Source organism: Lysobacter spongiicola DSM 21749, from assembly GCF_900167055.1.
Taxonomy (GTDB): domain Bacteria; phylum Pseudomonadota; class Gammaproteobacteria; order Xanthomonadales; family Xanthomonadaceae; genus Novilysobacter; species Novilysobacter spongiicola.
On record NZ_FUXP01000001.1, the window covers coordinates 675,277 to 698,986 of the forward strand.

17 protein-coding genes and 1 tRNA gene are annotated in these 23,710 nt (G+C 66.9%); 8 read left to right on the plus strand and 10 right to left on the minus strand.

Annotation, left to right across the window (positions count from 1 at the left end; genetic code table 11):
* Positions 1-105: 105 nt before the first annotated feature.
* Positions 106-2,544, minus strand: coding sequence for a ribonuclease R (rnr, locus tag B5D37_RS03180; protein ID WP_078757219.1), 2,439 nt, complete (start codon positions 2,542-2,544; stop codon positions 106-108).
* A 152-nt stretch (positions 2,545-2,696) separates the two neighbouring features.
* On the opposite strand from rnr, the gene B5D37_RS03185 reads away from it, so the two are divergent.
* A complete protein-coding gene (locus B5D37_RS03185; RefSeq protein WP_078757467.1) occupies positions 2,697-2,900 on the plus strand; it encodes a hypothetical protein in 204 nt (67 codons plus the stop codon).
* Between the two features lie 74 nt (positions 2,901-2,974).
* Here the strand turns inward: B5D37_RS03185 and B5D37_RS03190 are convergent.
* Positions 2,975-3,061 (minus strand) — tRNA-Leu (locus B5D37_RS03190).
* A gap of 208 nt (positions 3,062-3,269) precedes the next feature.
* On the opposite strand from B5D37_RS03190, the gene rnk reads away from it, so the two are divergent.
* From rnk to B5D37_RS03210, 4 genes are all read left to right on the plus strand, one after another.
* Entirely contained in the window at positions 3,270-3,683 is a 414-nt protein-coding gene (gene rnk / locus B5D37_RS03195) for a nucleoside diphosphate kinase regulator (protein ID WP_078757220.1), read from the plus strand.
* A 48-nt stretch (positions 3,684-3,731) separates the two neighbouring features.
* Positions 3,732-5,975, plus strand: a complete 2,244-nt coding sequence (gene parC, locus B5D37_RS03200) for a DNA topoisomerase IV subunit A (protein ID WP_078757221.1) — start codon at positions 3,732-3,734, stop codon at positions 5,973-5,975.
* A 257-nt stretch (positions 5,976-6,232) separates the two neighbouring features.
* The gene (locus B5D37_RS03205) at positions 6,233-6,634 is read left to right on the plus strand and encodes a hypothetical protein (RefSeq protein WP_078757222.1); all 402 of its coding nucleotides are present in this window, start codon (positions 6,233-6,235) and stop codon (positions 6,632-6,634) included.
* Positions 6,635-6,817: 183 nt separating this feature from the next.
* A complete protein-coding gene (locus tag B5D37_RS03210) occupies positions 6,818-7,231 on the plus strand; it encodes a hypothetical protein (protein ID WP_143814096.1) in 414 nt (137 codons plus the stop codon).
* A 54-nt stretch (positions 7,232-7,285) separates the two neighbouring features.
* On the opposite strand, the gene asnB is transcribed toward B5D37_RS03210, so the two are convergent.
* On the minus strand, positions 7,286-9,013 hold the full coding sequence (gene asnB, locus B5D37_RS03215; RefSeq protein ID WP_078757224.1) for an asparagine synthase B: 1,728 nt from the start codon (positions 9,011-9,013) through the stop codon (positions 7,286-7,288).
* Positions 9,014-9,280: 267 nt separating this feature from the next.
* Here asnB and B5D37_RS03220 point away from each other — a divergent pair, with 267 nt between their 5' ends.
* Complete coding sequence (locus B5D37_RS03220; RefSeq protein ID WP_078757468.1) at positions 9,281-11,674, plus strand: penicillin acylase family protein; 2,394 nt, start codon at positions 9,281-9,283, stop codon at positions 11,672-11,674.
* A 161-nt stretch (positions 11,675-11,835) separates the two neighbouring features.
* Here the strand turns inward: B5D37_RS03220 and dapE are convergent, their stop codons facing one another.
* From dapE to B5D37_RS03250, 6 genes are all read right to left on the minus strand, one after another.
* Positions 11,836-12,978: a succinyl-diaminopimelate desuccinylase gene (dapE, locus tag B5D37_RS03225; protein WP_078757225.1), complete on the minus strand. Its 1,143-nt coding sequence runs from the start codon at positions 12,976-12,978 to the stop codon at positions 11,836-11,838.
* A 127-nt stretch (positions 12,979-13,105) separates the two neighbouring features.
* Positions 13,106-13,465, minus strand: coding sequence for a Spx/MgsR family RNA polymerase-binding regulatory protein (locus B5D37_RS03230; RefSeq protein WP_078757226.1), 360 nt, complete (start codon positions 13,463-13,465; stop codon positions 13,106-13,108).
* A 2-nt stretch (positions 13,466-13,467) separates the two neighbouring features.
* Complete coding sequence (gene dapD, locus B5D37_RS03235; RefSeq protein WP_078757227.1) at positions 13,468-14,409, minus strand: 2,3,4,5-tetrahydropyridine-2,6-dicarboxylate N-succinyltransferase; 942 nt, start codon at positions 14,407-14,409, stop codon at positions 13,468-13,470.
* A complete protein-coding gene (glnD, locus tag B5D37_RS03240; RefSeq protein WP_078757228.1) occupies positions 14,385-17,036 on the minus strand; it encodes a [protein-PII] uridylyltransferase in 2,652 nt (883 codons plus the stop codon). Before glnD ends, dapD begins: the two co-directional genes overlap by 25 nt.
* Positions 17,033-17,809, minus strand: a complete 777-nt coding sequence (gene map / locus B5D37_RS03245) for a type I methionyl aminopeptidase (protein ID WP_078757229.1) — start codon at positions 17,807-17,809, stop codon at positions 17,033-17,035. The genes glnD and map overlap by 4 nt, the downstream gene beginning before the upstream one ends.
* 156 nt (positions 17,810-17,965) lie before the next feature.
* The gene (locus B5D37_RS03250) at positions 17,966-18,220 is read right to left on the minus strand and encodes a hypothetical protein (protein ID WP_143814097.1); all 255 of its coding nucleotides are present in this window, start codon (positions 18,218-18,220) and stop codon (positions 17,966-17,968) included.
* Between the two features lie 381 nt (positions 18,221-18,601).
* On the opposite strand from B5D37_RS03250, the gene rpsB reads away from it, so the two are divergent.
* Both rpsB and tsf read left to right on the plus strand, forming a co-directional pair.
* The gene (gene rpsB / locus B5D37_RS03255) at positions 18,602-19,492 is read left to right on the plus strand and encodes a 30S ribosomal protein S2 (RefSeq protein WP_078757231.1); all 891 of its coding nucleotides are present in this window, start codon (positions 18,602-18,604) and stop codon (positions 19,490-19,492) included.
* A 147-nt stretch (positions 19,493-19,639) separates the two neighbouring features.
* Positions 19,640-20,509 carry a translation elongation factor Ts gene (tsf, locus tag B5D37_RS03260; protein WP_078757232.1) on the plus strand — a complete coding sequence of 290 codons (870 nt, stop codon included), beginning with the start codon at positions 19,640-19,642 and terminating at the stop codon, positions 20,507-20,509.
* A gap of 145 nt (positions 20,510-20,654) precedes the next feature.
* Here tsf and B5D37_RS03265 read toward each other — a convergent pair whose 3' ends face one another.
* Positions 20,655-23,651 carry a TonB-dependent receptor gene (locus tag B5D37_RS03265; RefSeq protein WP_234987683.1) on the minus strand — a complete coding sequence of 999 codons (2,997 nt, stop codon included), beginning with the start codon at positions 23,649-23,651 and terminating at the stop codon, positions 20,655-20,657.
* Positions 23,652-23,710: the final 59 nt, after the last annotated feature.

Sequence of the window (23,710 nt, forward strand, 5' to 3'; positions counted from 1 at the left end):
GGTTCCAGATCGCGGCTGAAGCCGCTCCTACACACACACCCACGCAGACAGCAGCAGGGCCCGGCTGGATGGCCGGGCCCTGCGCTGAACCGCAATCCTGCCGGCTCAGTACTTCTGCTTCTTCTTCCTGGCCGGGCGGGCCTCCGCCTGCGCCGGGCGATCACCGCCCTCGCCGGCCAGCTTGAAGTCGATCTTGCGCTCCTCGACGCTGGCCTTCATCACGATGATGCTGACCCGGTCGCCGAGGCGGAACTCGCGGCCAGTGCGCTCTCCGGTCAGGGTCTTGCGAATCGGATCGAAGTGGTAGAAGTCGTTCGGCAGCTGGGTCACGTGGACCAGGCCGTTGACCTTGGAATCGTCCAGCTCGATGAACAGGCCGAAGCTGGTGACGCCGCTGATGACGCCATCGAACTCGCCACCGACGTGCTGCTCCATCCATGCCGCGCGGTAGCGCTCGTCGACCTCGCGCTCGGCCTCCTCGGCACGGCGGGCACGTTCGGAGCACTGCAACGACAGCTGCGCCATGTCACTGGGCGAGTACTTGAACTTCTCCGGCCGCGCGCCGCTCAGCGCGTGCTTGATGGCGCGGTGCACCAGCAGGTCGGCGTAGCGTCGGATCGGCGAGGTGAAGTGCGCATACGCCTCCAGCGCCAAGCCGAAGTGGCCCAGGTTCTCCGGCTGGTATACCGCCAGGCTCTGGCTGCGCAGCATCACCGACTCGATCAGGGTGGAGTCGCTGCGCTCGCGGATGCTGCGCAGCAGTTGGGTGTAGTCACGTGGATGCACCTGCGCCCAAGGCGGCATGCGCAGCTTGAACTCCTTCAGGAACTCCAGCAGGTCGGCGTATTTCTGCTCCGGCGGGCGGTCGTGCACCCGGTACGGCGCCGGTACCTCGGCCTGCAGCAGGAACTTCGCCGCCTCCACGTTGGCGGCGATCATGCATTCCTCGATCAACTTGTGCGCGTCGTTGCGCACGATCATGCCGGCCTGGGTGACCTCACCCTTGGGGCCGAGCACGAAACGCACTTCGCTGGATTCGAATTCGATGGCGCCGCGCTTGGCCCGCGCCCGCGCGAGCACGTTGTAGAGATCGTGCAGGCGCTCGATCTGCGGCAGCAACGAGCCGATCTTGCCCAGCGCTTCCTCGCGGGCCTCGTCCTCGACGCCGTCGCCCACCGCGTTCCAGACCTGGGTATAGGTCAGGCGCGCGTGCGAATGCATGACCGCCTCGTAGAACTTCGAGCGGCTCACCTCGCCCTTGCGGTCGATCTGCATGTCGCAGACGAAGCACAGCCGGTCGACCTTCGGCTTCAGCGAACAGATACCGTTGGACAGCGTCTCCGGCAGCATCGGCACCACGAAGCCGGGGAAGTACACCGAGGTCGCGCGCTTCTGCGCCTCCTCGTCCAGCGGCGCGGACGGGCGCACGTAGTGGGAAACGTCGGCGATGGCGACCACCAGCCGGAAGCCCTCGCGGTTGGGCTCGCACCACACCGCGTCGTCGAAGTCCTTGGCATCCTCGCCATCAATGGTGACCAGCGGCAGGTCGCGGATGTCGACCCGCTGGCGCGCATCTTCTTCCGGCACCTCCAACGGCACCGCGGCGGCCTGGTCGAGCACCTGCTGCGGGAACTCGTGGGGGATGTCGTGCCCGTGGATGGCCGCCTGCACGGCCAGCGACGCAGTCAATCGCTCGCCGAGCACCGTCAGGATCCTGCCCATGGCGGGCCGGCGCGGATCGGGGGCACGCGTGAGCTCGCACACCACCAGCTGCCCGGCCTGGGCCTCGCCACGCATTTCCGGCGGGATCAGCACGTTGCGCTGGATCCGACGGTCGTCGGGCTCCACGTAGCTGACGCCGTCCTCGAGGATGTAGCGGCCGATCAGGCGGTTGAGGCGGCGCTCGAGCACCTCGACGATCGCGCCTTCCTTTCTGCCCCTGCGGTCCACGCCAGTGACACTGGCGAGCACGCGATCGCCGTGCATCACCTTGCGCATCTCGAAGGGCGGCAGGAACAGGTCGTCGCCGCCCCCCGCATCGGGACGCAGGAAGCCGAAACCGTCGGGATTCGCAATCACGCTGCCGGCGACCAGGTCTACCTGCTGGGCCGGCACGTAGCCGCCCTTGCGGTTCTGCAGCAGCTGGCCGTCGCGCACCATGGCGCGCAACCGGGCGGTCAAGGCGTCGAAGCGCTCCGGCTCGGTCAGCTCCAGCTTCTCCGCCAGCGCCTCCCCATCCAGCGGGCCATCGGAGGTCACCAGCAACTGCAGGATCATCTCCCTGCTGGCGATCGGCTGCTCATATCGGGCGGCCTCGCGCTCGGCGTAGGGGTCGCCCTTGGAGACATCACCGTGGATGGGCGCCAGCGGCGGCTTGCGGGCGCCGCGCGGCGGCGGATCCGGCATCCAGCCAGGCTTCTTCTTGCCACCTGGTTTGCCGCCACCTGGCTTGGCGCCCTTTCCGGGAGCACCGGACTTGCCTGGGGAACCGGCCTTGCCGGACGACTTGCGGGCTCCGCCGCGCTTGTTGGGGGTCTTGTTCATCGGCGCGATGGTACACCCCGGTCGTCAACGGCCCGTGGCTGCGGGGGCCGACCCGCCGGTGACTACGCCAGCATCACGGGCCGTTAGCACACCCTTCGCAAACCTGATCCATGCCGCCTTCCGCGGCAATCGCGCAACAGACCGAGGTACACATGGCCACGCCACAGAACAACACGCCCGAAAACACCCAGAACCAGAGCCACGCCTCGAACGCTCCGTCGAACGAGCGCACAGATGACAAGGAGCGTCGCGAGCGCAAGGAACACCAGGACGAGAACCAGACCGAGGCGCTGGAAGAGACTTTCCCGGCGTCCGACCCGGTGTCGCCGTTCATTCCGGCCAAGAAGCCGGAGTAACGGCGAGCCCAACAAAAAACCCCGCCGAAGCGGGGTTTTTTGTATGTCCGACGCGGTAGTCGTCAGACCGTGTTTGGTGCCCGGGAGAGGACTCGAACCTCCACGGAGTTGCCCCCGCTAGCACCTGAAGCTAGTGCGTCTACCAATTCCGCCACCCGGGCAAACCGCACGGCATCTGCTGTGCGGGCCGCGTATGTTGCGATGCGGCGACAGGCTTGTCAATACCAGTTGAAGCCCCCGGGTTTCAGGGCTAACTTGCCGGGATACCACCGGTCCCTGCGGGCGACGCACGCCGTGCGCCGCCCGCATTGCCATGGGGCGGCCGCTGGTTCCCCCACACTACATGCGTTTCCTGCCCGGAGCCTTTCCATGAACCACGACAAGTCCCCATCGGTGACCATCTCGCGTCTCGACTGCGAGCGCATCGAATCCCTGCTGGAGCAGCCCATCGCCGCCGGCATCGACACCAGCGCCCTGCGCCGCGAACTCGACCGCGCCGATGTCGTCGAGCCCGGCGACGTGCCCGACGACGTCATCACCATGAATTCGACCGCCCGTTTCCTCGACGAAGCTTCCGGGGAAGAGCACGAGATGACGCTGGTGTACCCGCGCGACGCCAACGGCCAGAGCGACCGCGTCTCCATCCTCGCACCGGTCGGCAGCGCACTGCTGGGCCTGCGGGTGGGCGACACCATCCAGTGGCCGATGCCGGGCCGCACCCTGCAGCTGAAGGTGCTCTCGATCCGCTACCAGCCCGAGGCCTCCGGCGAGCTGCACCGCTAGGCACGCACCGAACGCCGTTCTTCCACACGCACCAGCACCGGCAACACGATGACCGACCCCGTACGACAGACCTTCCACGGCTTCGAGCAGATCCCGCTGCGCGAATACGCCGAACGCGCCTACCTCGACTATTCGATGTATGTCGTGCTCGACCGCGCCCTGCCCTTCATCGGTGACGGCCTCAAGCCGGTGCAGCGCCGCATCATCTATTCGATGAGCGAGCTGGGGCTCAACGCCACGGCAAAGCCCAAGAAGTCCGCGCGCACCATCGGCGACGTGATCGGCAAGTTCCACCCGCACGGCGACAGCGCCTGCTACGAGGCGATGGTGCTGATGGCGCAGCCCTTCTCGTACCGCTACCCGCTGGTGGAAGGCCAGGGCAACTTCGGCTCCTCGGACGATCCCAAGTCGTTCGCGGCGATGCGCTACACCGAATCCAGGCTCACGCCGATCGCCGAGGTGCTGCTGGGTGAGCTGGCGCACGGCACGGTCGACTGGGATCCGAATTTCGATGGCACCCTGGAGGAGCCCTCGTGGATGCCGGCGCGCCTGCCGCACCTGCTGCTCAACGGCACCACCGGCATCGCAGTCGGCATGGCCACGGACGTACCGCCGCACAACCTCAATGAGGTGGTCAGCGCCTGCATCCGCCTGCTCGACGACCCCGACGCCACCACCGCCGACCTGTGCGAGCACGTGCTGGGCCCGGACTACCCGACCGAGGCGGAGATCATCACGCCGCGCGCCGACCTGCTGCAGATGTACGAGACCGGCCACGGCAGCGTGCGCACCCGGGCCATCTACGAGCGCGAGCACCAGAACATCGTGGTCACCGCGCTGCCGCACCAAGCCTCACCGGGGAAGGTGATCGAGCAGATCGCGACCCAGATGCGGGCCAAGAAGCTGCCGTGGCTGGAAGACCTGCGCGACGAGTCCGACCACGCCAACCCGACGCGCATCGTGCTGGTGCCGCGCAGCAACCGGGTCGACATCGACCAGTTGATGGGCCACCTGTTCGCGACCACCGACCTGGAGAAGAGCTACCGGGTCAACTTCAACGTGATCGGGCTCGACGGCCGGCCGCAGCTGAAGGGGCTCAAGGCCTTCCTCGCCGAATGGCTGCGGTTCCGCACCGACACGGTCACCCGCCGCCTCACCCACCGTCTGGACAAGGTCGAACGCCGCCTGCACCTGTTGGAAGGCCTGCTGGTCGCCTTCCTCAACCTGGACGAGGTGATCCGCATCATCCGCAGCGAGGACGAGCCGCGCCCGGTACTGATCAAGCGCTTCGACCTCAGCCAGGAACAGGCCGACTACATTCTCGACACCAAGCTGCGCCAGCTGGCCCGGCTCGAGGAGATGAAGATCCGCGGCGAGCAGGACGAGCTCGCCAAGGAGCGCGACCGCATCACCGCCACGCTGGCCAGCAAGGCGAAGATGAAGAAGCTGGTGAAGGACGAACTGCTGGCGGATGCGAAGAAGTTCGGCGATGCCCGCCGCTCGCCACTGGTCGTCCGCGGCGCGGCCCAAGCGCTGTCCGAGACCGACCTCGCCCCCAGCGAACCCATGACCGTCGTGGTCAGCCAGAAGGGCTGGGTACGCGCGGCCAAGGGACACGACGTCGATGCGGCCGGACTGAACTATCGGGAGGGCGATGAACTGCTGGCGGCGACGCGCTCGCGCAGCAACCAGCAGGTGGCTTTCCTGGACTCCACCGGCCGCGCCTACTCGACGGTGGTGCACAGCCTGCCCTCGGCGCGTGGCAACGGAGAGCCGCTGACGGGTCGCTTCTCACCCGCCGCCGGCGCCTCGTTCCAGGCGCTGGCAAGCGGCGACAACGATGCCCGCTTCGTGCTTGCCAGCTCGCATGGCTATGGCTTCGTGACGCGCTTCGAAAACCTCACCAGCCGCCAGAAGGCCGGCAAGGCGATGCTGTCGCTGACACCGAATGCGAAGGTACTGCAACCGGCGCCAGTGACCGACACCGCGCAGGACCGCGTGGTGGTCGCCACCAGCGCCGGCCACCTGCTGGCCTTCCCCGTCGCCGAGCTCCCGGAGCTCGACAAGGGCAAGGGGAACAAGCTGATCGACATTCCCAAGGCCAAGCTCGGCACCGAACGGGTGGTCGCAGTGGCGGTGGTGCCCGAAGGCGGCAACCTGCAGGTGCACTCCGGCGCCCGCACCATGACGCTGTCGTGCAAGGACCTGGACGGCTACGTCGGCACCCGCGCCACCCGGGGCGGCCTGCTGCCCCGCGGCTGGCAGAAGGTCGAAGGCCTCGCAGTCGAATAGCCTCCGCCCCCGAAAGCCGCCCCTGTAGGAGCGGCTTCAGCCGCGACCCGTCCCCTTGTAGGAGCGACGTCAGTCGCGACCGCGGAAATGCGACGTCGGCGAGTCGCGACTGACGTCGCTCCTACAGCGTGGTTGGCCACGCTCCCGCTATCCGGCCCCAACCCCACATGGTATTTTCCGCTCGGCGGCGAGAAGCCCGCCGCTGTACGCCAGGGCCACCAGGAAGGATGGCCTTTATCGCGACCCAAGGAGGGGACATGCAGGTATTTGCCAACGCAGCCGCGCCACCGCGCCCGGTCAACATCGACCAACTCATCCTGATCATCCAGCATGAATTCCCGCGTGCCGGGATCCGGATAACCGGACGGGCCCGGACGATCCGGCGACAGGCGGAGCTCATGGCGCAACGCATCCGCGCGAACCGGCTGGAGTTCCTCCGCACCTATCGACCTACGCAGCACATCCGAGAAATGGACGCGTGGTACCTGCAGAACCGGACCGCGACCGAGCTGCAGACTGTTGATGCCTTCGAATTTCTGATCCAGCAGGCGCGGCAGCGCGGTGCACTGGTATTCCCAACCATCTGTCCAATACCGCACGGGACATCAGCTGGCCGATCGGCAGCAGGCAACAGCTGGATGCGATCGAGGCACGCATGACCCAATTGGGCGCTTCGGTTCTTCGGGAACCCCACGCAGCCGGAGGAAGGCATTGGCATGTGGATTGGTAAGTCGACAGCAGCCGGCTGCATGCTCGCCGGATTTCTGATTGCGGGGTGCAGCGGAACTTCGCCTCGCGATCCCCACGGTGCTCCCCGCCCGACGTCGGCCTGGCGGTACGACGTGGAATTCGAATCGACTTGGGGTCATGCGCGAGGCATCGCGGCGTCGGATTTCTCCCCGTCGTGGAGTTCGGCTGCGGCTCTGGATGATGATGTGCTTTCGAAATCCGTGGCCGCACCCGACGCCAAAGAGTTTCTTCAGTCGCCACTTGCGTTCTCGGTTGAAGCCGACCTGGACGGGGATGGACGCAGTGAAGATATTTTCGTGGGTGTGTTCTCGACCGACACCGGCACGACAGGCCGCTTCGTCGCGGTGACCCGCGACGGCGAACTGTTGCAGCACTTCGAGCACCCTGGCACTCCAGGCTTCAGTGCGCTCCTGGAAGAGGGTGATGAGCTGCATTGGTACAAGTGCATGCAGTGCGGGGAGTTCGAAACGCTGCGGTGGTCGGGCGGTGCCTACGTGCTGGATTAGGTCGCGGCTGAAGCCGCTCCTACAGGGGAGCGGCTGGATGGCAGCCCCAGGGTCTCATCCTCCTGTGAAAGCGGGTTCGGGCAGGGCCGAGGCGTGGATGCCGGCGACGGCGCGGCCGGAGGGGTCGGCGGCGTTGGCGAAGGCGGCGTCCCAGGCAATGGCTGCCGGCGAGGAACAGGCGATGGACTTGCCGCCGGGCACGGTCTGGGCGCAGGCGGCGCCGGGGAAAGATCGTTCGAAGATCCGCCGGTAGAAGTACGCCTCCTTGCTCTGCGGCGGGTTGACGGGGAAGCGGCTTGCGGCGGCGGCGAACTCGCGATCGCCCACATGGGCTTCGGCATGCGCCTTGAGACCGTCGATCCAGCCGTAGCCGACGCCGTCGCTGAACTGCTCCTTCTGTCGCCAGAGGATGGACTCCGGCAGGTAGCCATCGAACGCCTCGCGCAGGACCGCCTTCTCGATGCGGACACTGCCATCGGCGCGCTTGCCGACCATCTTCGCGCTCGCATCCATGCGCATCGCCACGTCGAGGAACTCGACGTCCAGGAACGGCACCCTGGGCTCGACCCCCCACGCCATCATCGACTTGTTGGCACGCAGGCAGTCGTAGTTGTGCAGCGCATCGAGCTTTCGCACCAGTTCCTCGTGGAACTGCCGCGCATCCGGCGCCTTGTGGAAGTACAGGTAGCCGCCGAAGATCTCGTCGCTGCCCTCGCCCGACAGCACCATCTTGACGCCCATCGCCTTGATCCGCCGCGCCAGCAGGTACATCGGCGTGGAGGCGCGGATGGTGGTGACGTCGTAGGTCTCGATGTGGCGGATCACCTCGGGTAGCGCGTCCAGCCCCTCCTCCACCGTGTAGGTGAAACCATGGTGCACGGTGCCCAGTGCCTCGGCGGCGATCTCGGCGGCGGCAAGGTCGGGTGACCCCTCCAGCCCAATCGCGAAGGAGTGCAGCCGCGGCCACCAGGCTTCAGTTCGATCGTCCTCCTCGATGCGGCACTTGGCGAAACGTGCGGCGCAGGCGGCCACCAGGGATGAGTCCAGCCCGCCTGACAGCAGGACGCCGTACGGCACGTCGCTCATCATCTGCCGGTGCACGGCGCGCTCGAAGGCCTCGCGCAGCTCGTCGGGCGAGACCTCCACGCCGATGGTCGCGTCATGATCGCGCCAGGCGCGGTGGTAGAAGCACTGCAGCCTGCCTTCCCGGCTGTCGTAGAAGTGGCCGGGTGGGAACTGCGCCACGTCGCTGCAGACATCCGCCAGCGCCTTCATCTCCGAAGCCACGCACAGGCGTCCGTTGCCGTCGTGACCCCAGTACAGCGGCACGACCCCCATCGGATCACGGGCAATCAGCACGCGCCGCTCCTCGTGGTCCCACAGCGCAAACGCGAAGATGCCGTTGAGGCGGTCCAGCCATTCCGCCGGCGATTCGCCGGTGACGGCCGCCTGCCGGTACAGCGCGTTGATGACCTCGCAGTCCGATCCGGTCTGGAATCCGTAAGGCAGCACCAGCGCCGCCTCGAGTTCCCGATGGTTGTATATCTCCCCATTGACCGCGAGGACCAGTTGGCCATCGGCCGAGCGCAGCGGCTGGGCGCCACCGGCCGGGTCGACGATCGCGAGCCGCTCATGGACCAGGATGGCGCCGTCGTCCACATGCACCCCGCTCCAGTCCGGACCACGGTGGCGCTGGCGCTGCGACAGTTCAAGGGCGAGCCGGCGCAGGCGGCCGAGGTCGTCCGCCGGGGCCAGGTCGAAGATTCCGAGTATCGAACACATTCCAGGGCACTCCTTTGGGCAAAAAAAAGGCCCGCACTTCGCAGTGCAGGCCAGGGGTTCGATGAGCGGGAACGACTCGCTAATCGCCGGCCTGCGGGAGGCTGGCGTTGTTATTGCGATTGCGGATGTTGAAAGCGCTCATGGGTCTGATCCTGCGCCTTGGGGTGGCGCGTGGCAACCGGTCTGAACAAGTCAACGCGGGCGGCTCCCGGCACCGGCCACCGCTCGGCTAAGCTCCGGGACGGGGAATGGCGCGGGGGCATGACGATGGTCAAGTGGATCAGGCGGGGACTGGTGGCCATCGTGCTGCTGTTGGTGCTGGTGGCCGGGGCGACATGGCTGTTGCTCCGCGCGAGCCTGCCGGTACTGGATGGCAACCTGCCCGTTGCCGGGCTGGCAGCACCCGTCGCCGTCGAGCGCGATGCGCGCGGCGTCACCACGATCAATGCCGCCAGCGAGGCCGATGCGATGCGCGCACTGGGCTACGTGCATGCGCAGGAACGCTTCTTCGAGATGGACCTGATGCGCCGGACCGCGGCCGGCGAGTTGGCCGGGCTGTTCGGACCGATGGCCGTGGAGACCGACCGCAGCCACCGTATCCACCGCCTTCGCGCCCGGGTGGAGGCCCACCTGGAAGCGGCACTGGGCGGGCGTCGCCCCATGGCCGAGGCCTACGTGCAAGGGGTCAATGCAGGTCTGGAGGCGCTCGACGCGAAGCCCTGGCCCTACCTGCTGCTGCGCACCGAACCGCGGCCGTGGACGCTCGAAGATTCGGTCCTGGCGGGCTACGCCATGTACTTCGACCTGCAGGACGCCAGCAATGCGCGTGAGCTCGCGCTGTGGCGGATCAAGCCGCACGTGCCGCCGGCCCTGTTCGAGCTACTGACCCACGACGGGAGCAGCTGGGATGCTCCGATCATGGGCGCCGCGCGGGGCGATGCGGTGCTTCCCGGATCCTCGGAGCTCGATCTGCGCCGGATGCCAGCGCCAGCCGACGCCCCGGCCGACCCGGCGCTGCCGCGGCCCCCGGTCATCGGCAGCAACAACTTTGCCGTCGCTGGCGGGCTCACCGCGGACGGCCGCGCGATCGTCGCCGACGACATGCACCTCGGCCTGCGGGCACCCAACATCTGGTTCCGCGCCCGGCTGCGCTACCCCGATGCCGCCGCCCCCGGCGGGCGGGTCGATGCCGCAGGTTTCACTCTGCCGGGCCTGCCTGCGCTCGTGGTGGGCAGCAACGGCCACGTCGCCTGGGGGTTCACCAACAGCTACGGCGACTTCCTGGACTGGCAGCACCTGGCGCCGTGCACCGCACCCTGCGAACCCATCCAGACGCATCGGGAGCTCATCGAAGTAAAGGGCGGCGATCCCGTGGTGATGCAGGTGGAAGAGTCACGGTGGGGCCCGATCCTGCACCGGGAGGAAGACGGCAGCACGCTTGCGCTGCGCTGGGTGGCGCACCTGCCCGGGTCGTTGACGCTCGGGCTGGCCGAGTTCCTGCGGGTCGGATCGCTGGAACAAGCGATGGATGCCGCCAACGAAGTGGCCATCCCCGCGCAGAACCTGCTGATCGGCGATCGCAGCGGGCGGATCGCATGGCGACTGCTGGGCCCGACCCCCGTGCGTGGCGCAACCTGCCCTGCGTCCACGCTGGTGTTCGAAGCAGGTGGCGCCCGGCGGGAGACTGCGGGGGAAGCCGTCGCGGCATGCGAGCCCTGGTCGATCAGTACGGCTGACGCTCCAGCCGTGATCGATCCCGTCGACGGCCGCCTGTGGACGGCCAACAGCCGGGTGGTGGACGGCCCGATGCTGGCGCAGGTGGGCGACGGCGGCTATGCCCTGGGCGCGCGCGCCCGGCAGATCCGGGACGGCCTCTACGCGCGGGACGAGCTCACCGAGGCCGACCTGCTCGCCATCCAGCTCGATGACCGGGCGCTGTTCCTCGAGCGCTGGTGGGGGCTGCTGCAACGTGAGGGATCCGCCGGCGGCCCTGCCCTGCGCGAGCTCGCCGAAAGCGCCGCGGAGTGGGAGGGCCGTGCCACGACGGATGCGGTCTCCTACCGGCTGGTGCGCGGCTGGCGCCTGGCGGTGCACGACCGGATCGTCGAAGGCCTGCTGGCGCCGGCACGCGCCGCGCTGGGTGACGACTTCGTTGCTCCTTCGTTGTCGCAGCTTGAAGGCGTGGCCTGGCCGCTGGTCGAGCAGCAGCCGGCGCACCTCCTGCCGGCGCGATTCGAGAGCTGGCAAGCGCTTTTCGAAGACGCCGCCGAAGAACTCACCGACGAGCTTTCCGCGGCCGGCCCACTGGCCCAGCGCACGTGGGGCGAGCGCAATACCGCACGCATCTGCCATCCGATGTCCGCCGCCCTGCCCGGCCCGGTGCGATCGTTGCTCTGCATGCCCGACGAGCCGCTGCCCGGCGACTCGAACATGCCACGGGTGCAGGCGCCTGCCATGGGGGCCAGCCAGCGGATGGTGGTGGCGCCAGGTCACGAGGAAGACGGCATCGTGCACATGCCGGGCGGCCAGAGCGGCCACCCGCTGTCCCCGTTCTGGGGGGCCGGGCATGCGGACTGGGCCGCAGGGCGCGCGAGTCCGTTCCTGCCGGGGGAGGCACGGCATACGTTGGAGCTCGTGCCTGCGGCCGATGCGCCTTTGTAGGAGCGGCTTCAGCCGCGATCCTGGAATCGTCGCGGGCGTCCCACCGTCAGATCGCGGCTGAAGCCGCTCCTACAGGGGCGGGATATGGCGGTCGCGACTTACGTCGCTCCTACAGGGGGGGCAGGGACGGCAGCAGGTGGTCGGCGGCGCCGGTCGCCGGATCATGCGGCGCCGTCGGAGAGCAGCAGGCGTTCGATGAGGGTGAGGTAGAGGCCGGGCAGCGCTTCGAGATCGGCGAGACGGACGTGCTCGTCGACCTGGTGGATGCTGGCATTGACCGGGCCGACTTCGATGCACTGGGCGCCGAGGGGGGCGATGAAGCGGGCATCAGAGGTGCCGCCGCCGGTGCTCTCTTCCGGCGCCTTGCCCGCATGCGCCGCCAGCACCTCGCGCGCAACCGATCGCAGCTTCCCTTCCGGCGTGTGGAAGGGCTCGCCACTGCGATGCCAGTCCACCCGGAAGTCGAGGCCGTGCGAGCGCAGCATCCGCTCGCACTCCTGCTCGAGCCGCACGGCATCCCAGTGCGGGTTGTAGCGCAGGTTGAACAGCACGCGCAGCTCGCCGGGGATCACGTTGCTGGCGCCGGTGCCGGCCTCGATGTTGCTGATCTGCAGGCTGGTCGGCGGGAAGGTCTCGTAGCCGCTGTCCCACTGCCTCGCCACCAGCTCGGCCAGTGCCGGTGCCGCTTCGTGCACCGGGTTGCGCGCCTTGTCCGGGTAGGCGACATGCCCCTGGATGCCGCGCACGACCAGGGAACCGGTCAGGCTGCCGCGCCGGCCGACGCGCAGAAGGTCGCCCAGCACCGCCGTGGAAGAAGGCTCGCCGGTGACGCACCAGTCCAGTCGCTCCTCGCGCTCGGCGAACGTGCGCGCGACCCGGCGCACGCCGTCGATCGCGTCGCCCTCTTCGTCGGAGGTCAGCAGCAGCGCGAGCCGGCCCGGGTGTTCCGGATGGACCGCCACGAAGGCCTCGGCAGCGACCACGAAGGCCGCCACGCTGCCCTTCATGTCGGCGGCGCCGCGCCCGTACAGCACGCCATCGCGCACCTCCGGCACGAAAGGATCGCTGCTCCACGCCTCACGTGGCCCGGGTGGCACGACGTCGGTATGGCCGAGCAGTACCAGCGTCGGGCCTTCTGTGCCGTGGGTGGCCCAGAGGTTGTCGACCGCGCCGTAGCGCAGGTGTTCGCAGGTGAAGCCGGCCGCTTGCAGCCGCTCGGCGATCAACGCCTGGCAGCCAGCGTCGTCCGGAGTGACGGACATCCGGGAGATCAGGTCGCAGGTGAGCTGGAGGACGTCGGACATGGTTGAAGACTACCTGCTCGTGTAGGAGCGGCTTCAGCCGCGATCGTGGAGTCGGCGCGGGCGCTCCATGGGCTGATCGCGGCTGAAGCCGCTCCTACAACGGCGCGCCGGGTCGGCGTGGATGAAATCAACCCACGCCGAAGCGTTGCTTGAACCCGTTGTCGCTGAAACGCTGGGTCACCTCGCCGTCGCCGGTCACCACCACCGGGCGACGGATCAGCTGCGGGTACTCCTTCAGCAACAGCTTCCACTCGGCATCGGACCCGGGCGCCTTGCGATGCTCCGGCAACTGACGCCAGGTGGTCGATGACTTGTTGACCATCGAATCCCAGCCACCGAGCCGGTCCTTCCAGCCGACCAGTGTCTCCGGGTCCTGCCGGTGTTCGCGGTAGTCGATGAATTCGTGCTCGATCCCGAACCGGTCCAGCCACTTGCGCGCCTTCCTGCAGGTATCGCAGTTCGCGAGCCCGTAGATCTTCGTCGCCATGGTCACTCCGCCAGACCGCGCAGCAGGTCGTTGATGCTGGTCTTGGACCGCGTGCGGGCGTCAACCTGCTTGACGATCACCGCGCAGTACAACGAGTGCGACCCATCCTTGGAGGGAAGCTGCCCCGACACCACCACGCTGTACGGCGGGATCCGCCCATAGCTGACCTCGCCGGTGGCACGGTCGTAGATGCGCGTGCTCTGGCCCAGGAAGACGCCCATGCCGATCACGCTGTGGTGGCCGACGATGACGCCCTCCACCACCTCCGAGCGGGCGCCGATGAAGCAGTGATCCTCGATGATGGTCGGGGTGGCCTGCAGCGGTTCGAGCACGCCGCCGATCCCGGCGCCGCCCGACAGATGGCAATGCTTCCCGACCTGGGCGCAGGAGCCCACGGTCGCCCAGGTGTCCACCATCGTGCCTTCACCCACGTGCGCGCCGATGTTGACGAAGCTGGGCATCAACACGACGTCCTTGCCGATGTGCGCGCCACGCCGTACCAGCGCACCGGGCACCACGCGCGCACCGAGCTGGCGGAAGGCCGCTTCGTCGAATTCAGCGAACCGCGCCGGAATCTTGTCCCAGTACGGTGCGGGATCGGCCTCCACCACTTCCATGTCCTGCGTGCGGAAGTACAGCAGCACCGCCTTCTTCAGCCACTCGTTGACCTGCCAGCCGCCGCGGCCGTCCGGCTCGGCGACGCGGAACTCGCCGCTCTCGATGCCATCGATCACCCGCTCCACCGCCGGGCGGGTCGAACCTTCCATCTCCTCGGGGGTCAGCGTGGTGCGACGGTCGAAGGCACTGTCGATGACGACCTTGAGCTCGTCGGCCACGGGCACCTCGACAGCGGGTTTGCGGGTGGCGACGGGCCTGGCGGTCTTCTTCGCGGCCTTCTTGGTGACCTTCTTGGCAGGACTCACTTGTTCTCTCCTTCGATGCAGGCGAGCAACGCGTCGCTCAGGGCCTGCTGGTGTGCCTCGTCGAGCGGGCCGTTGCGGCCGGCGTCGTCGGTGGCGGTGATCTGGAACACGTCTTCGGCGCGCTCGCCGAAGGTGGCGATGCGGGCGTCATGCACCCGCAACCGCTGGGCACGCAGCGCCTGGGCCACGTCGGCCAGCAGGCCCGGGCGATCGGTGCAGACCAGGCTCAACGTGGTACGCCCGCCATCGGCTTGGTCGAAGCCGATCCGGGGCGGGATGCGGAAGTGCCGCAGGTGCCGAGGAAGGGTGCGGCGCGGGGGACGTATGTCGTCCAGCGGACCGGCCAGCACCTGCTCGAGGCGTTGCTCCACATCCTCGGGCACCGGCGCCCGGCGCGGGTCGGACGGGATGACTTCGAAGGTGTCGAAGATGGTGCCCGACGGTCCGTCCAGCACCCGCGCCTGCTGGATGGCCAGCCCGGCGCGGTCCAGGGTGGCGACGATCGCAGCGAACAGCCCGTCGGCATCGGGCGCATGCACGAACACTTCGAGTGCCCCGGCATGCGCCGCCACCGGGCGCACCCTGACCCGCGATGCCCCCACCGGCAGGTCCCGCAGCGACACCGCCTGCCAGGCCAACTGGTCGGCACGCCCGCGCTGGAAACCGACCGCCGGCATGCGCGCGAACAAGGCGTCGACCTCGGACGCTTCCAGGCCGTGGCTCTCCAGCGTCCCGCGCACGGCGGCCTGTGTCTCCTGGCTGCGCTCGTCGGCGGCCAGCGGATGCTCCAGGCCACGCCTCAGCGCCAGGCGGGTGGCGGTATAGAGGTCGGCGAGCAATCGGTCCTTCCACGCGTTCCACAGCTTGGGCGAGGTGCCGGCGATGTCTGCGCAGGTCAACAGGTAGAGGTGGTCCAGGCGGTCGCGATCGGCCACCTCGGTCGCGAACCGGTGGATCACGTCCGGATCGGCGATGTCCTGCTTCTGCGCCGTCATCGACATCAACAGGTGCCTGCGCACCAGCCACTCGACCAGCGACGCATCGGCCTCGGACATGCCGAGGGTGTCGCAGAACATGCGCGCGTCGCGTGCGCCCAGGTCGGAATGGTCGCCACCACGGCCCTTGGCGATGTCATGGAACAGGCCGGCGAGCAGCAGCAGTTCGGGCTTGCGCAGCCGCGGCCAGACCTGGTGGGCCAGCGCGAACCGTTCGGCCGAAGAAGGCGAAGCGAACGACGCGATGTTCTTCAGTACCGCCAGGGTGTGCTGGTCGACCGTGTAGACGTGGAACAGGTCGAACTGCATCCGCCCCGACACCTTGAGGAAAGCAGGGATCCAGCGCCCCAGCACGCCGAGCCGGGCCATGCGGGTCAGGGTGCGTACCGGCTGCAGCCCGCGCAGCAGGCCCAGGAACTGCACCTGCAGCGCCGGCTCGGCGTTGGCGTAATCGGGGAAGCGCGGCAGCGCCTCGGCCAGGGCGCGGGCGGTATGCGAATGCAGGCCGCTGAGCTCGCCGCGGGCCGCCCAGGTGGAGAACAGCGACAGGATCTCGGACGGGTTGCGCGGCCATTCGGGGTCACGCGCCGCCAGGTAGCCGCGACGCAGTTCGAACAGGTCGTCCAGGGGCTGCGGCTCGGCCTCGCCTTCCAGTTGCTCCTCGAAGCGCTGCAGCAGCCGCTCACCGATGCGCAGCACCAGCGCCGCGTTGCGGTAGAAGCCCTGCATCATCTGCTCGACGGCCAGCGTATTGCCGCTGTCCTGGAACCCGAGGCGTGCAGCCAGCAACTTCTGGTAGTCGAACCTCAGCCGCTCTTCGCGCTTGCCGGCCACCAGGTGCAGGCCATAGCGCAGGCGGGCCAGCGCACGGCGCTCCCGTTCCAGGGTGGCCACCTCGTCGGCGCCCAGCTGGCCGAACGCCACCAGCGACTCCATGTCCGCGGTGCCGATGATGCGCAGTGCCATCCAGTTGAGGGTCTGCACGTCGCGCAGCCCGCCCGGCCCCTCCTTCAGGTTGGGCTCCAGGTTGTCGGCGGTGTCGTCGAAACGGGCGTGGCGCTCGTGCAGCTCGGCGCGCTTGGCCTCGAAGAACTGCTGCGGTGGCCAGACCAGCCGTGGCGACACCGCGCCCTGCAGCTCCCGGCGCTCGTGCTCGTTGGCGGCCAGCGGACGGGCCTCCAGCAGCGCCGTCAGCACGGTGATGTCCTCGATCGCCGCCTCCGTGCACTGCTCCAGCGATCGCACCGCGTGGCCCACCGGCAGCCCCGAGTCCCACAGGATCGCGAAGAACCGTGCCAGCGATTCGGCATGGGTCGCCGAATCCCTGGGGGCGGCCATCACCAGCAGGTCGATGTCCGATTGCGGGTACAGCTCGCCGCGTCCGTAGCCGCCCACCGCGAACAGGGCCAGCTCGGCTTCCGGCGGGATGCAACGCTGCCAGGCCGCCTGCACCACCAGGTCGACCGCGGCCGCGCGCTCGGCCAGCAGGCGGTCGATGTCGGCATCGGCGTCGAAGCGCCGGGCGTAGCCTTCATCGGCCGCTGCCAGCTCCTCCCGCGCATTGCCGGCCCAGGCCGCGTCCTGCCGCGCCGCGGCCTGCTCGTCGCCTACGGGTGTCCCGGCCGTACCGGCGGCAGGCTCCGGATCAGTCATAGGTCGTTGTCGTCACCCGGCAGGCGGGTGAGGATTTCCACCCCATCGTCGGTGACCAGCACGGTGTGCTCCCACTGCGCCGACAGGCTGCGGTCCTTGGTCACCACCGTCCAGCCATCCGGGAGCACCCGCGTGTGGCGCTTGCCCGCATTGATCATCGGCTCAATGGTGAAGGTCATGCCCGGCTTCAGCACCACGCCTTCGCCCGGGTTGCCGTAGTGCAGGACCTGCGGCTCATCGTGGTAGACCTTGCCGATGCCGTGGCCGCAATACTCCCGCACCACGCTGAAGCGCTCGGACTCGGCGTACTGCTGGATCGCGGCGCCGACGTCGCCCAGGGTCGCCCCCGGCTTCACCGTCCGGATACCCCGGAACATGGCTTCGCGGGTCACGTCGATGAGGCGCTTGGCCAATACCGACGGGGTACCGGCCACGTACATGCGGCTGGTGTCGCCGTGCCAGCCGTCCTTGATGACGGTCACGTCGATGTTGACGATGTCGCCGTCCTTCAGGACCTTCGATTCACTGGGGATACCGTGGCAGATCACGTTGTTGACCGACGTGCAGACGGTCTTGGGATAGCCCTTGTAGCCCACGTTGGCGGGCGTCGCCTTCTGCACGTTGATGATGTGGTCGTGGCAGATGCGGTCCAGTTCCTCGGTGCTGACGCCGGGCTTGACGTGCGGCGCGACCACCTGGAGCACTTCGGCGGCGAGGCGGCCGGCGATGCGCATCTTTTCGATTTCTTCGGGTGTTTTCAGGGTAATTGCCATCCGGCGATTATCCCCTAACCACAAACCTTTTGGCGCAACGGAGCAGATGACGGCGATTTGCCGGAGCGCAAGGCCAACGACTGCCCGACTCGACCGCGCAGGGAAAACAAACGTGGCGGCAGATCCTAGTCCGCCGCCACGAAGCGTACCGGATGATCAGTTCTTGTAGCAGATACCCGTGACCAGGTTGCAGGAGCCCCACCAGTCAGAGGAGGTGTTCATCGGAGGCTCAGCCTTTTCGCCCTTCTTGCCGTCGCGCTCATCCTTCTTGTCCCCCGCGATCACGACGTATTCGCCCCTGGCTTCGTCGTAGGAGACAACGATCTCATCGCGCTCGTTGTCACGGTCGGACGCAAAAGCGGGCACCGAAGCAAGGAGGGAGAGAGCCAAAATCGTTCCGATCTTCTTCATCTTCAGATCCATCTGTCGCGGCGGATCGCCGCAGAGTCCAATTACCACACTTTGACCAGCTCCCTCAAGCATCGCTATGCAGCGGCCCTAAGCGCTTCCCACTCCGATGACAAAGCGGCAGTCATCCGCAATTGCTATCCCGCATCCGCCCGGTATACTTAGCGAGTTGAATGGAGCTATCGCTCCCTGCACCGCCCACGCCGGGCGTCACCGGCGAATACACACCTGCTGCCACAACCCGTGCCGGGGTGCCTTCAATGGAAGGTTCGGACACGGAAGCCGCAGGGAGGCCCAACCCCGGAATCCATGCCCAAGCCCTGTGCCCGGGCAGCCGCCCCACCCTACCCGGCGGCCAGGGTTCCACTATCGGAGTTATCTGCAATGCCCCAGATCACCATGCGCCAGATGCTGGAAGCCGGCGTCCACTTCGGCCACCAGACCCGCTACTGGAACCCGAAGATGGGCCCGTACATCTTCGGCGCCCGCGGCAAGATCCACATCATCAACCTCGAGAAGACCGTTCCGCTGTTCAACGACGCGATGAACTTCATCTCGGGCATCGCCCAGAAGCGCGGCATGATCCTGTTCCTGGGCACCAAGCGCAGCGCGCGCGAGTCCATCAAGGAAGAAGCCGAGCGTTGCGGCATGCCGTACATGAACCAGCGTTGGCTGGGCGGCACGCTGACCAACTTCGCCACGGTCAAGAAGTCCGTCGGCCGCCTGAAGGAGCTGGAAGCGTTCGAGACCGATGGCACCTTCGAGAAGCTGGTCAAGCACGAAGTCCTGACCATGCGCCGCGAGCGCGACAAGAAGATGGCGTCGCTGGGCGGCATCAAGGAAATGAACCGCCTGCCCGACGCGCTGTTCGTGATCGACATCGGCCACGAAGACATCGCGATCAAGGAAGCCAAGACCCTGGGTATCCCGGTCGTTGCCGTGGTCGACACCAACTACGACCCGGCCCTGGTGGACTACGCCATCCCGGGTAACGACGACGCCATCCGCGCGATCCAGCTGTACGCGCGTGCCGCCGCCGATGCCGTCCTGGAAGGCAAGGCGGCCGCCCCGTCGGCTGCCAGCGTCCGCGAAGAGGACTTCAACGAGGGCGAAGCGGGTGCCGAGAAGGGCCAGCGCCGTGCGCCAGCGAAGAAGGCCGCTGCCAAGAAGGACGACGCCAAGGTCGAGGCCAAGGCAGAAGAGCCGAAGGCCGACGAGGCCAAGGCTGCAGAGGCCCCGGCCGAAGCCAAGAGCGAAGCCCCGGCCGCCGAGTAAGAACGCTGCAATGCGGCCGCGCCATCATGCGCGGCCGTATCCCCCTTTTTCTGTAGGAGCGACGTGAGTCGCGACCGCGGCAACCGCACTGCGCGGCGTCGCGACTCACGTCGCTCCTACAGCAGATCCAATATTAGAGGTAACCCCATGGCAGAGATCACCGCTTCCCTGGTCAAGGAACTGCGCGAGCGCACCGGCGCCGGCATGATGGAGTGCAAGAAGGCGCTCACCGAGAACAACGGCGACGTCGAAGCGTCGGCCGAGTGGCTGCGCAAGCAGGGCCTGGCCAAGGCCGACAAGAAGGCCAGCCGCGTCGCCGCCGAGGGCCGCATTGCCGCTGCCCAGGCCGACGGCAAGGCCGTCCTGGTCGAGATCAACTCCGAGACCGACTTCGTCGCCAAGGACGAGAACTTCATGGCGTTCACCGAGACCGCCGCCAATGCCGCACTGTCGGCCGGCGACGTGGACACGCTGAAGTCCACCAAACTGCCTTCCGGTGAGACGCTCGAAGAAGCCCGTTCGGCCCTGGTCGCTAAGGTCGGCGAGAACGTGCAGCTTCGCCGCATGGCCCGCATCGACAGCGGCAACACCGTCGCGGCATACGTGCACGGCGGCCGCATCGGCGTGCTGGTCGAGCTCAAGGGCGGCGACGCCGAACTGGCCCGCGGTCTGGCGATGCACATCGCCGCGATGAATCCTCCGTACGTCTCCCCGGCCCACGTGCCGGCGGACTTCGTCGAGAAGGAGAAGGAAATCGCGATGGCGCAGGTGAAGGATTCCGGCAAGCCGGCCGAGATCCTCGAGAAGATGGTGTCGGGCAAGGTCGCCAAGACCGTCAACGAGCTGTGCCTCACCGGCCAGCCGTACGTGCTGGACACCAACCAGACCGTCGAGCAGACCCTGAAGGCCGCCGGCGCGGAAGTCGTCAGCTTCGTCCGCCTCGCCGTCGGCGAAGGCATCGAGAAGCAGACCGACGACTTCGCTTCGGAAGTCATGAAGCAGGCCGGCCTGGCGTAAGCCACCCGCCCTTGCAGATACGAGAAAGGCCGCGGAGCGATCCCCGGCCTTTTCTGTGCATAGAAAAAGGCCGCCCCCGAAAGGGCGGCCTGGAAGAGAGAGAATCGGGAAGCGTGGGGAGGCCATCGCCTCCCCACTTGGCGCCCTAGAAGTCGTAGCGAAGTGCGAAGCGGACGCTGCGCGGAGCCGAATAGCTCAGCACGCGGTTGGTATGGGCGTAGGGAACGCTCGGTCCGCCCAGTTCGCCATACTCGACGATGCTCTGCGCTTCCTGCTCATCGAACACGTTGAACACGTCAACGGAGAACTCGAGCGCATTGCCCGCCCAGTCCGGCGAATAGGCAACGCCGAGATCGAGCTTGTTGGTCCAAGGCAGGCGACCGCTCGTACCGCGCGCCACCGGCTCCCCATCGCAATAGTGGTAGTAGGGACCACCGTACGAATAGTTCTCGATGAAGTCCTGGTTCTCCGGCGTGTCCGGATAGTAGCCCGTGCAGTTCTTCGGGCGCCCGGACTGCAGGGTCACCGTCGCCGAGACGCGCCACTCGGGGTTGAGCTGATAGAAGCCGTAGGCCTTGATGTAATGGCGCCGGTCGTTCGGCAGATAGCCTTCCGCGTACTCCATCAGCTCCGGGTGGTCCCAGTCCATGGTCTGGGACACATCGCCCTGCCCGACGTCGGACTTCAACTGGCCTTCGGCGTTGCCGTAATTACGGGACAACGTGTAGTCGACGCGCCCGTACCACTTGCCATCGAACGGACGCTCGACGAAGAAGTCGATGCCCTGGTACATGCGCTTGAGCTGCGGGAAACCCAGGTCCTCTGCAGTCAGCGGAACCTCGATCAGCTGACCCGTACCGTCGTCCAACATGAAGGTATTGGCCTCACCTGGATTGAACAGCCGGCAGGAGGCGAGCTCATTGCCGAGCTGGCCGGCCATGTCCTCGGACATGCCCTGCTCGATGGCCCAGTTGTATGCGGGCCTGTAGTCACACATGTCGTCGATCGCGGCCTTCAGGTCGCGGTGCACATAGCGTGCGCCAACGTTGATGCTATCGGTCAGTTGCTTCTCGAAACCAAGGACAAACTCATCCTGGTAGTGCGAGTCCAGATCCGTTGCCGTCACCGAATCGGGGTCGGGGGCCTGACCGTACTCGCGGTTGGATGAATAGGGGCCATCACCCAAGGGGGTCAGCCCGATGGGTTCGCCTGTCTCCGGATCGATGTCCGTGAAGGCAAAGTACTCATTGGTATACAGCGATCCGGCAGCGCCGCGCAGCGCGACATTGTTCGGCATTGCCAGGTGATAACGGCCCGCATTGGCGAACACTTTGAACGTCGAGTCACCGAAGACATCCCAACTCACGCCCAGCCGGGGTGCCCACTGGTCCTTCTGCTCGGCGTAGGTCTCACCGTCGGCGTTGAAGTTCTCGAAGCCCTCGTTGCGCAAGCCGAGCGTCAACAGCCAGTTGTCGTTGATCTGCCAGCGATCCTCGAGATAGTAGGCCGACTGTTCGACGGTGAACGTTCCGCCATTTGCGTAGATGTACTGCGAAACATAGTCGCCGTTGCCGCCGGGGCAGACCGCTCCGCCGCCACCGTCAATGCCCTCACCTTCCTGGCCCGGCCCACAGGTCGAATAGATCCAGCGGTAGCCGGGACCCGAAGTCTGCTCGCCCGCACGAGACGTGGAATCCTGTCGGTCATAGCCGAGGCGAAGCGAGTGGTCGCCGACTTGCCACTCGACGTCGATACGCCCGCCCTCGGTCTCGTCGAACGCATCGGGGAAGGCCAGCTGGGCGTATGTGCCCCGTTGCACCGGGTCCGCCACCGAGCGGCTGTCACTCACATAGACTTCGCTGGGGTCGTAGCCGAACGGGATGGCGATGTGTTCCTGATCGTGCTGGCCATACAGTGCCGTCAGCGTCAGGTTGTCCGTGAGGTACCCGGTGTACTTGGCGATGTAGAGGTCACCACCATCTTCGTAATAGTAGCCACCGGTTTTCTCGAACCCCCTTTCGAAATCGTTGGTGCCCGCTTCATACGTGTAGGGGAAATAGTCCACGGTTTCCTTCTCGATGTCGGAAACGGCCGTGAACTCCAGCAGGTGGTCGTCAGTGATGTACCAGTCCAGTTTCGCCATCCAGCGGGGCGTGTCGTACTGGTACTCGCGATAACCGTTGGTCGCACCGCCGGGCCGCGCGGCAATCCATGTCTCCTCCTCCTGCTCGATCTCGCCGGAGGCGTACAGGAACAGCCGGTCCTGGATAATCGGACCGCCGGCATAGACGCCATAGCTCCACGAGCCGATCTCGTTCTCGTCCCGCCTCTGGTAGATGAGCCCGTCGTTGGCCGTACCGTTATCGGGATAGATAATGTTCTTCGGGTCGGCTCGGAGCGAATCCGGGCGGTAGGTCAACAGGCCACCGAACTCCCACTCGTTGCTACCGCGTTTGGTGACGATGTTCACCACGCCACCGGTAGCGCGACCGAACTCGGCACCGTAGCCGCCCGTGATGACCTGCATCTGCGAGATGCCATCGAACGGAAGCGAACTGGAGCCGAGATTCGTTAGCGGATTAGTGACCGCATAACCATTGATGTAGAAGGCATTCTCCGAAGCAGCCGATCCGCCGAAGGAGGCCGTTCCCGGATAGCGGGAGTCCGCCTGGACCACGCCGGGAGCCAACAGTGCGACCGACTCGATGCTCCGGCCCACAGGCAGCTTGTCGAGCTGCTCGGAGGTGAAGGTCGTTCGCGTGTCGGTGGAAGACACGTCGATGAAGGCAGAAGAGGACGTGCCAGTAACCACGATGCGATCCAGCGTGGTCGCGTCACCAGGCGTCGCCGAAGTCGACGCGAAGGAGACTTCGCGGCCCCCGCCAAGCGTCACCTGCACGTCTTCGCGTGAAGCGACCGCCTCTCCGTCCCGTTGCAGGGTGACCGTATACCGTCCGGTAGGAAGCGCGGTAGCGGAGTACCTGCCACTGGCGTCAGCTGTGATCTCCCGCGTCAAACCGGTGTCGGTATTTCGGATGACGATGGTGGTACCGGGCTGGCCGGTCGTGCCGAAGATGGATCCGGCTGCGTTGGACTGTGCCTGGACTCCTGAAACGAAACAAAGGCCGAGCGCGACTGTCAACGCGCTCCGGCCATCCCGCGCGAGATGGTTCTTCTGGACACTGGTCACTCCTTACCAAG

Bases quoted from the DNA above. Each gene is read 5' to 3' on its own strand.
- rnr (WP_078757219.1), bottom strand. From the start codon at position 2,544: ATGAACAAGACCCCCAACAAGCGCGGCGGAGCCCGCAAGTCGTCCGGC.
- B5D37_RS03185 (WP_078757467.1), top strand. From the start codon at position 2,697: ATGGCCACGCCACAGAACAACACGCCCGAAAACACCCAGAACCAGAGC.
- rnk (WP_078757220.1), top strand. From the start codon at position 3,270: ATGAACCACGACAAGTCCCCATCGGTGACCATCTCGCGTCTCGACTGC.
- parC (WP_078757221.1), top strand. From the start codon at position 3,732: ATGACCGACCCCGTACGACAGACCTTCCACGGCTTCGAGCAGATCCCG.
- B5D37_RS03205 (WP_078757222.1), top strand. From the start codon at position 6,233: ATGCAGGTATTTGCCAACGCAGCCGCGCCACCGCGCCCGGTCAACATC.
- asnB (WP_078757224.1), bottom strand. From the start codon at position 9,013: ATGTGTTCGATACTCGGAATCTTCGACCTGGCCCCGGCGGACGACCTC.
- B5D37_RS03220 (WP_078757468.1), top strand. From the start codon at position 9,281: ATGGTCAAGTGGATCAGGCGGGGACTGGTGGCCATCGTGCTGCTGTTG.
- dapE (WP_078757225.1), bottom strand. From the start codon at position 12,978: ATGTCCGACGTCCTCCAGCTCACCTGCGACCTGATCTCCCGGATGTCC.
- B5D37_RS03230 (WP_078757226.1), bottom strand. From the start codon at position 13,465: ATGGCGACGAAGATCTACGGGCTCGCGAACTGCGATACCTGCAGGAAG.
- glnD (WP_078757228.1), bottom strand. From the start codon at position 17,036: ATGACTGATCCGGAGCCTGCCGCCGGTACGGCCGGGACACCCGTAGGC.
- map (WP_078757229.1), bottom strand. From the start codon at position 17,809: ATGGCAATTACCCTGAAAACACCCGAAGAAATCGAAAAGATGCGCATC.
- B5D37_RS03250 (WP_143814097.1), bottom strand. From the start codon at position 18,220: ATGAAGAAGATCGGAACGATTTTGGCTCTCTCCCTCCTTGCTTCGGTG.
- rpsB (WP_078757231.1), top strand. From the start codon at position 18,602: ATGCCCCAGATCACCATGCGCCAGATGCTGGAAGCCGGCGTCCACTTC.
- tsf (WP_078757232.1), top strand. From the start codon at position 19,640: ATGGCAGAGATCACCGCTTCCCTGGTCAAGGAACTGCGCGAGCGCACC.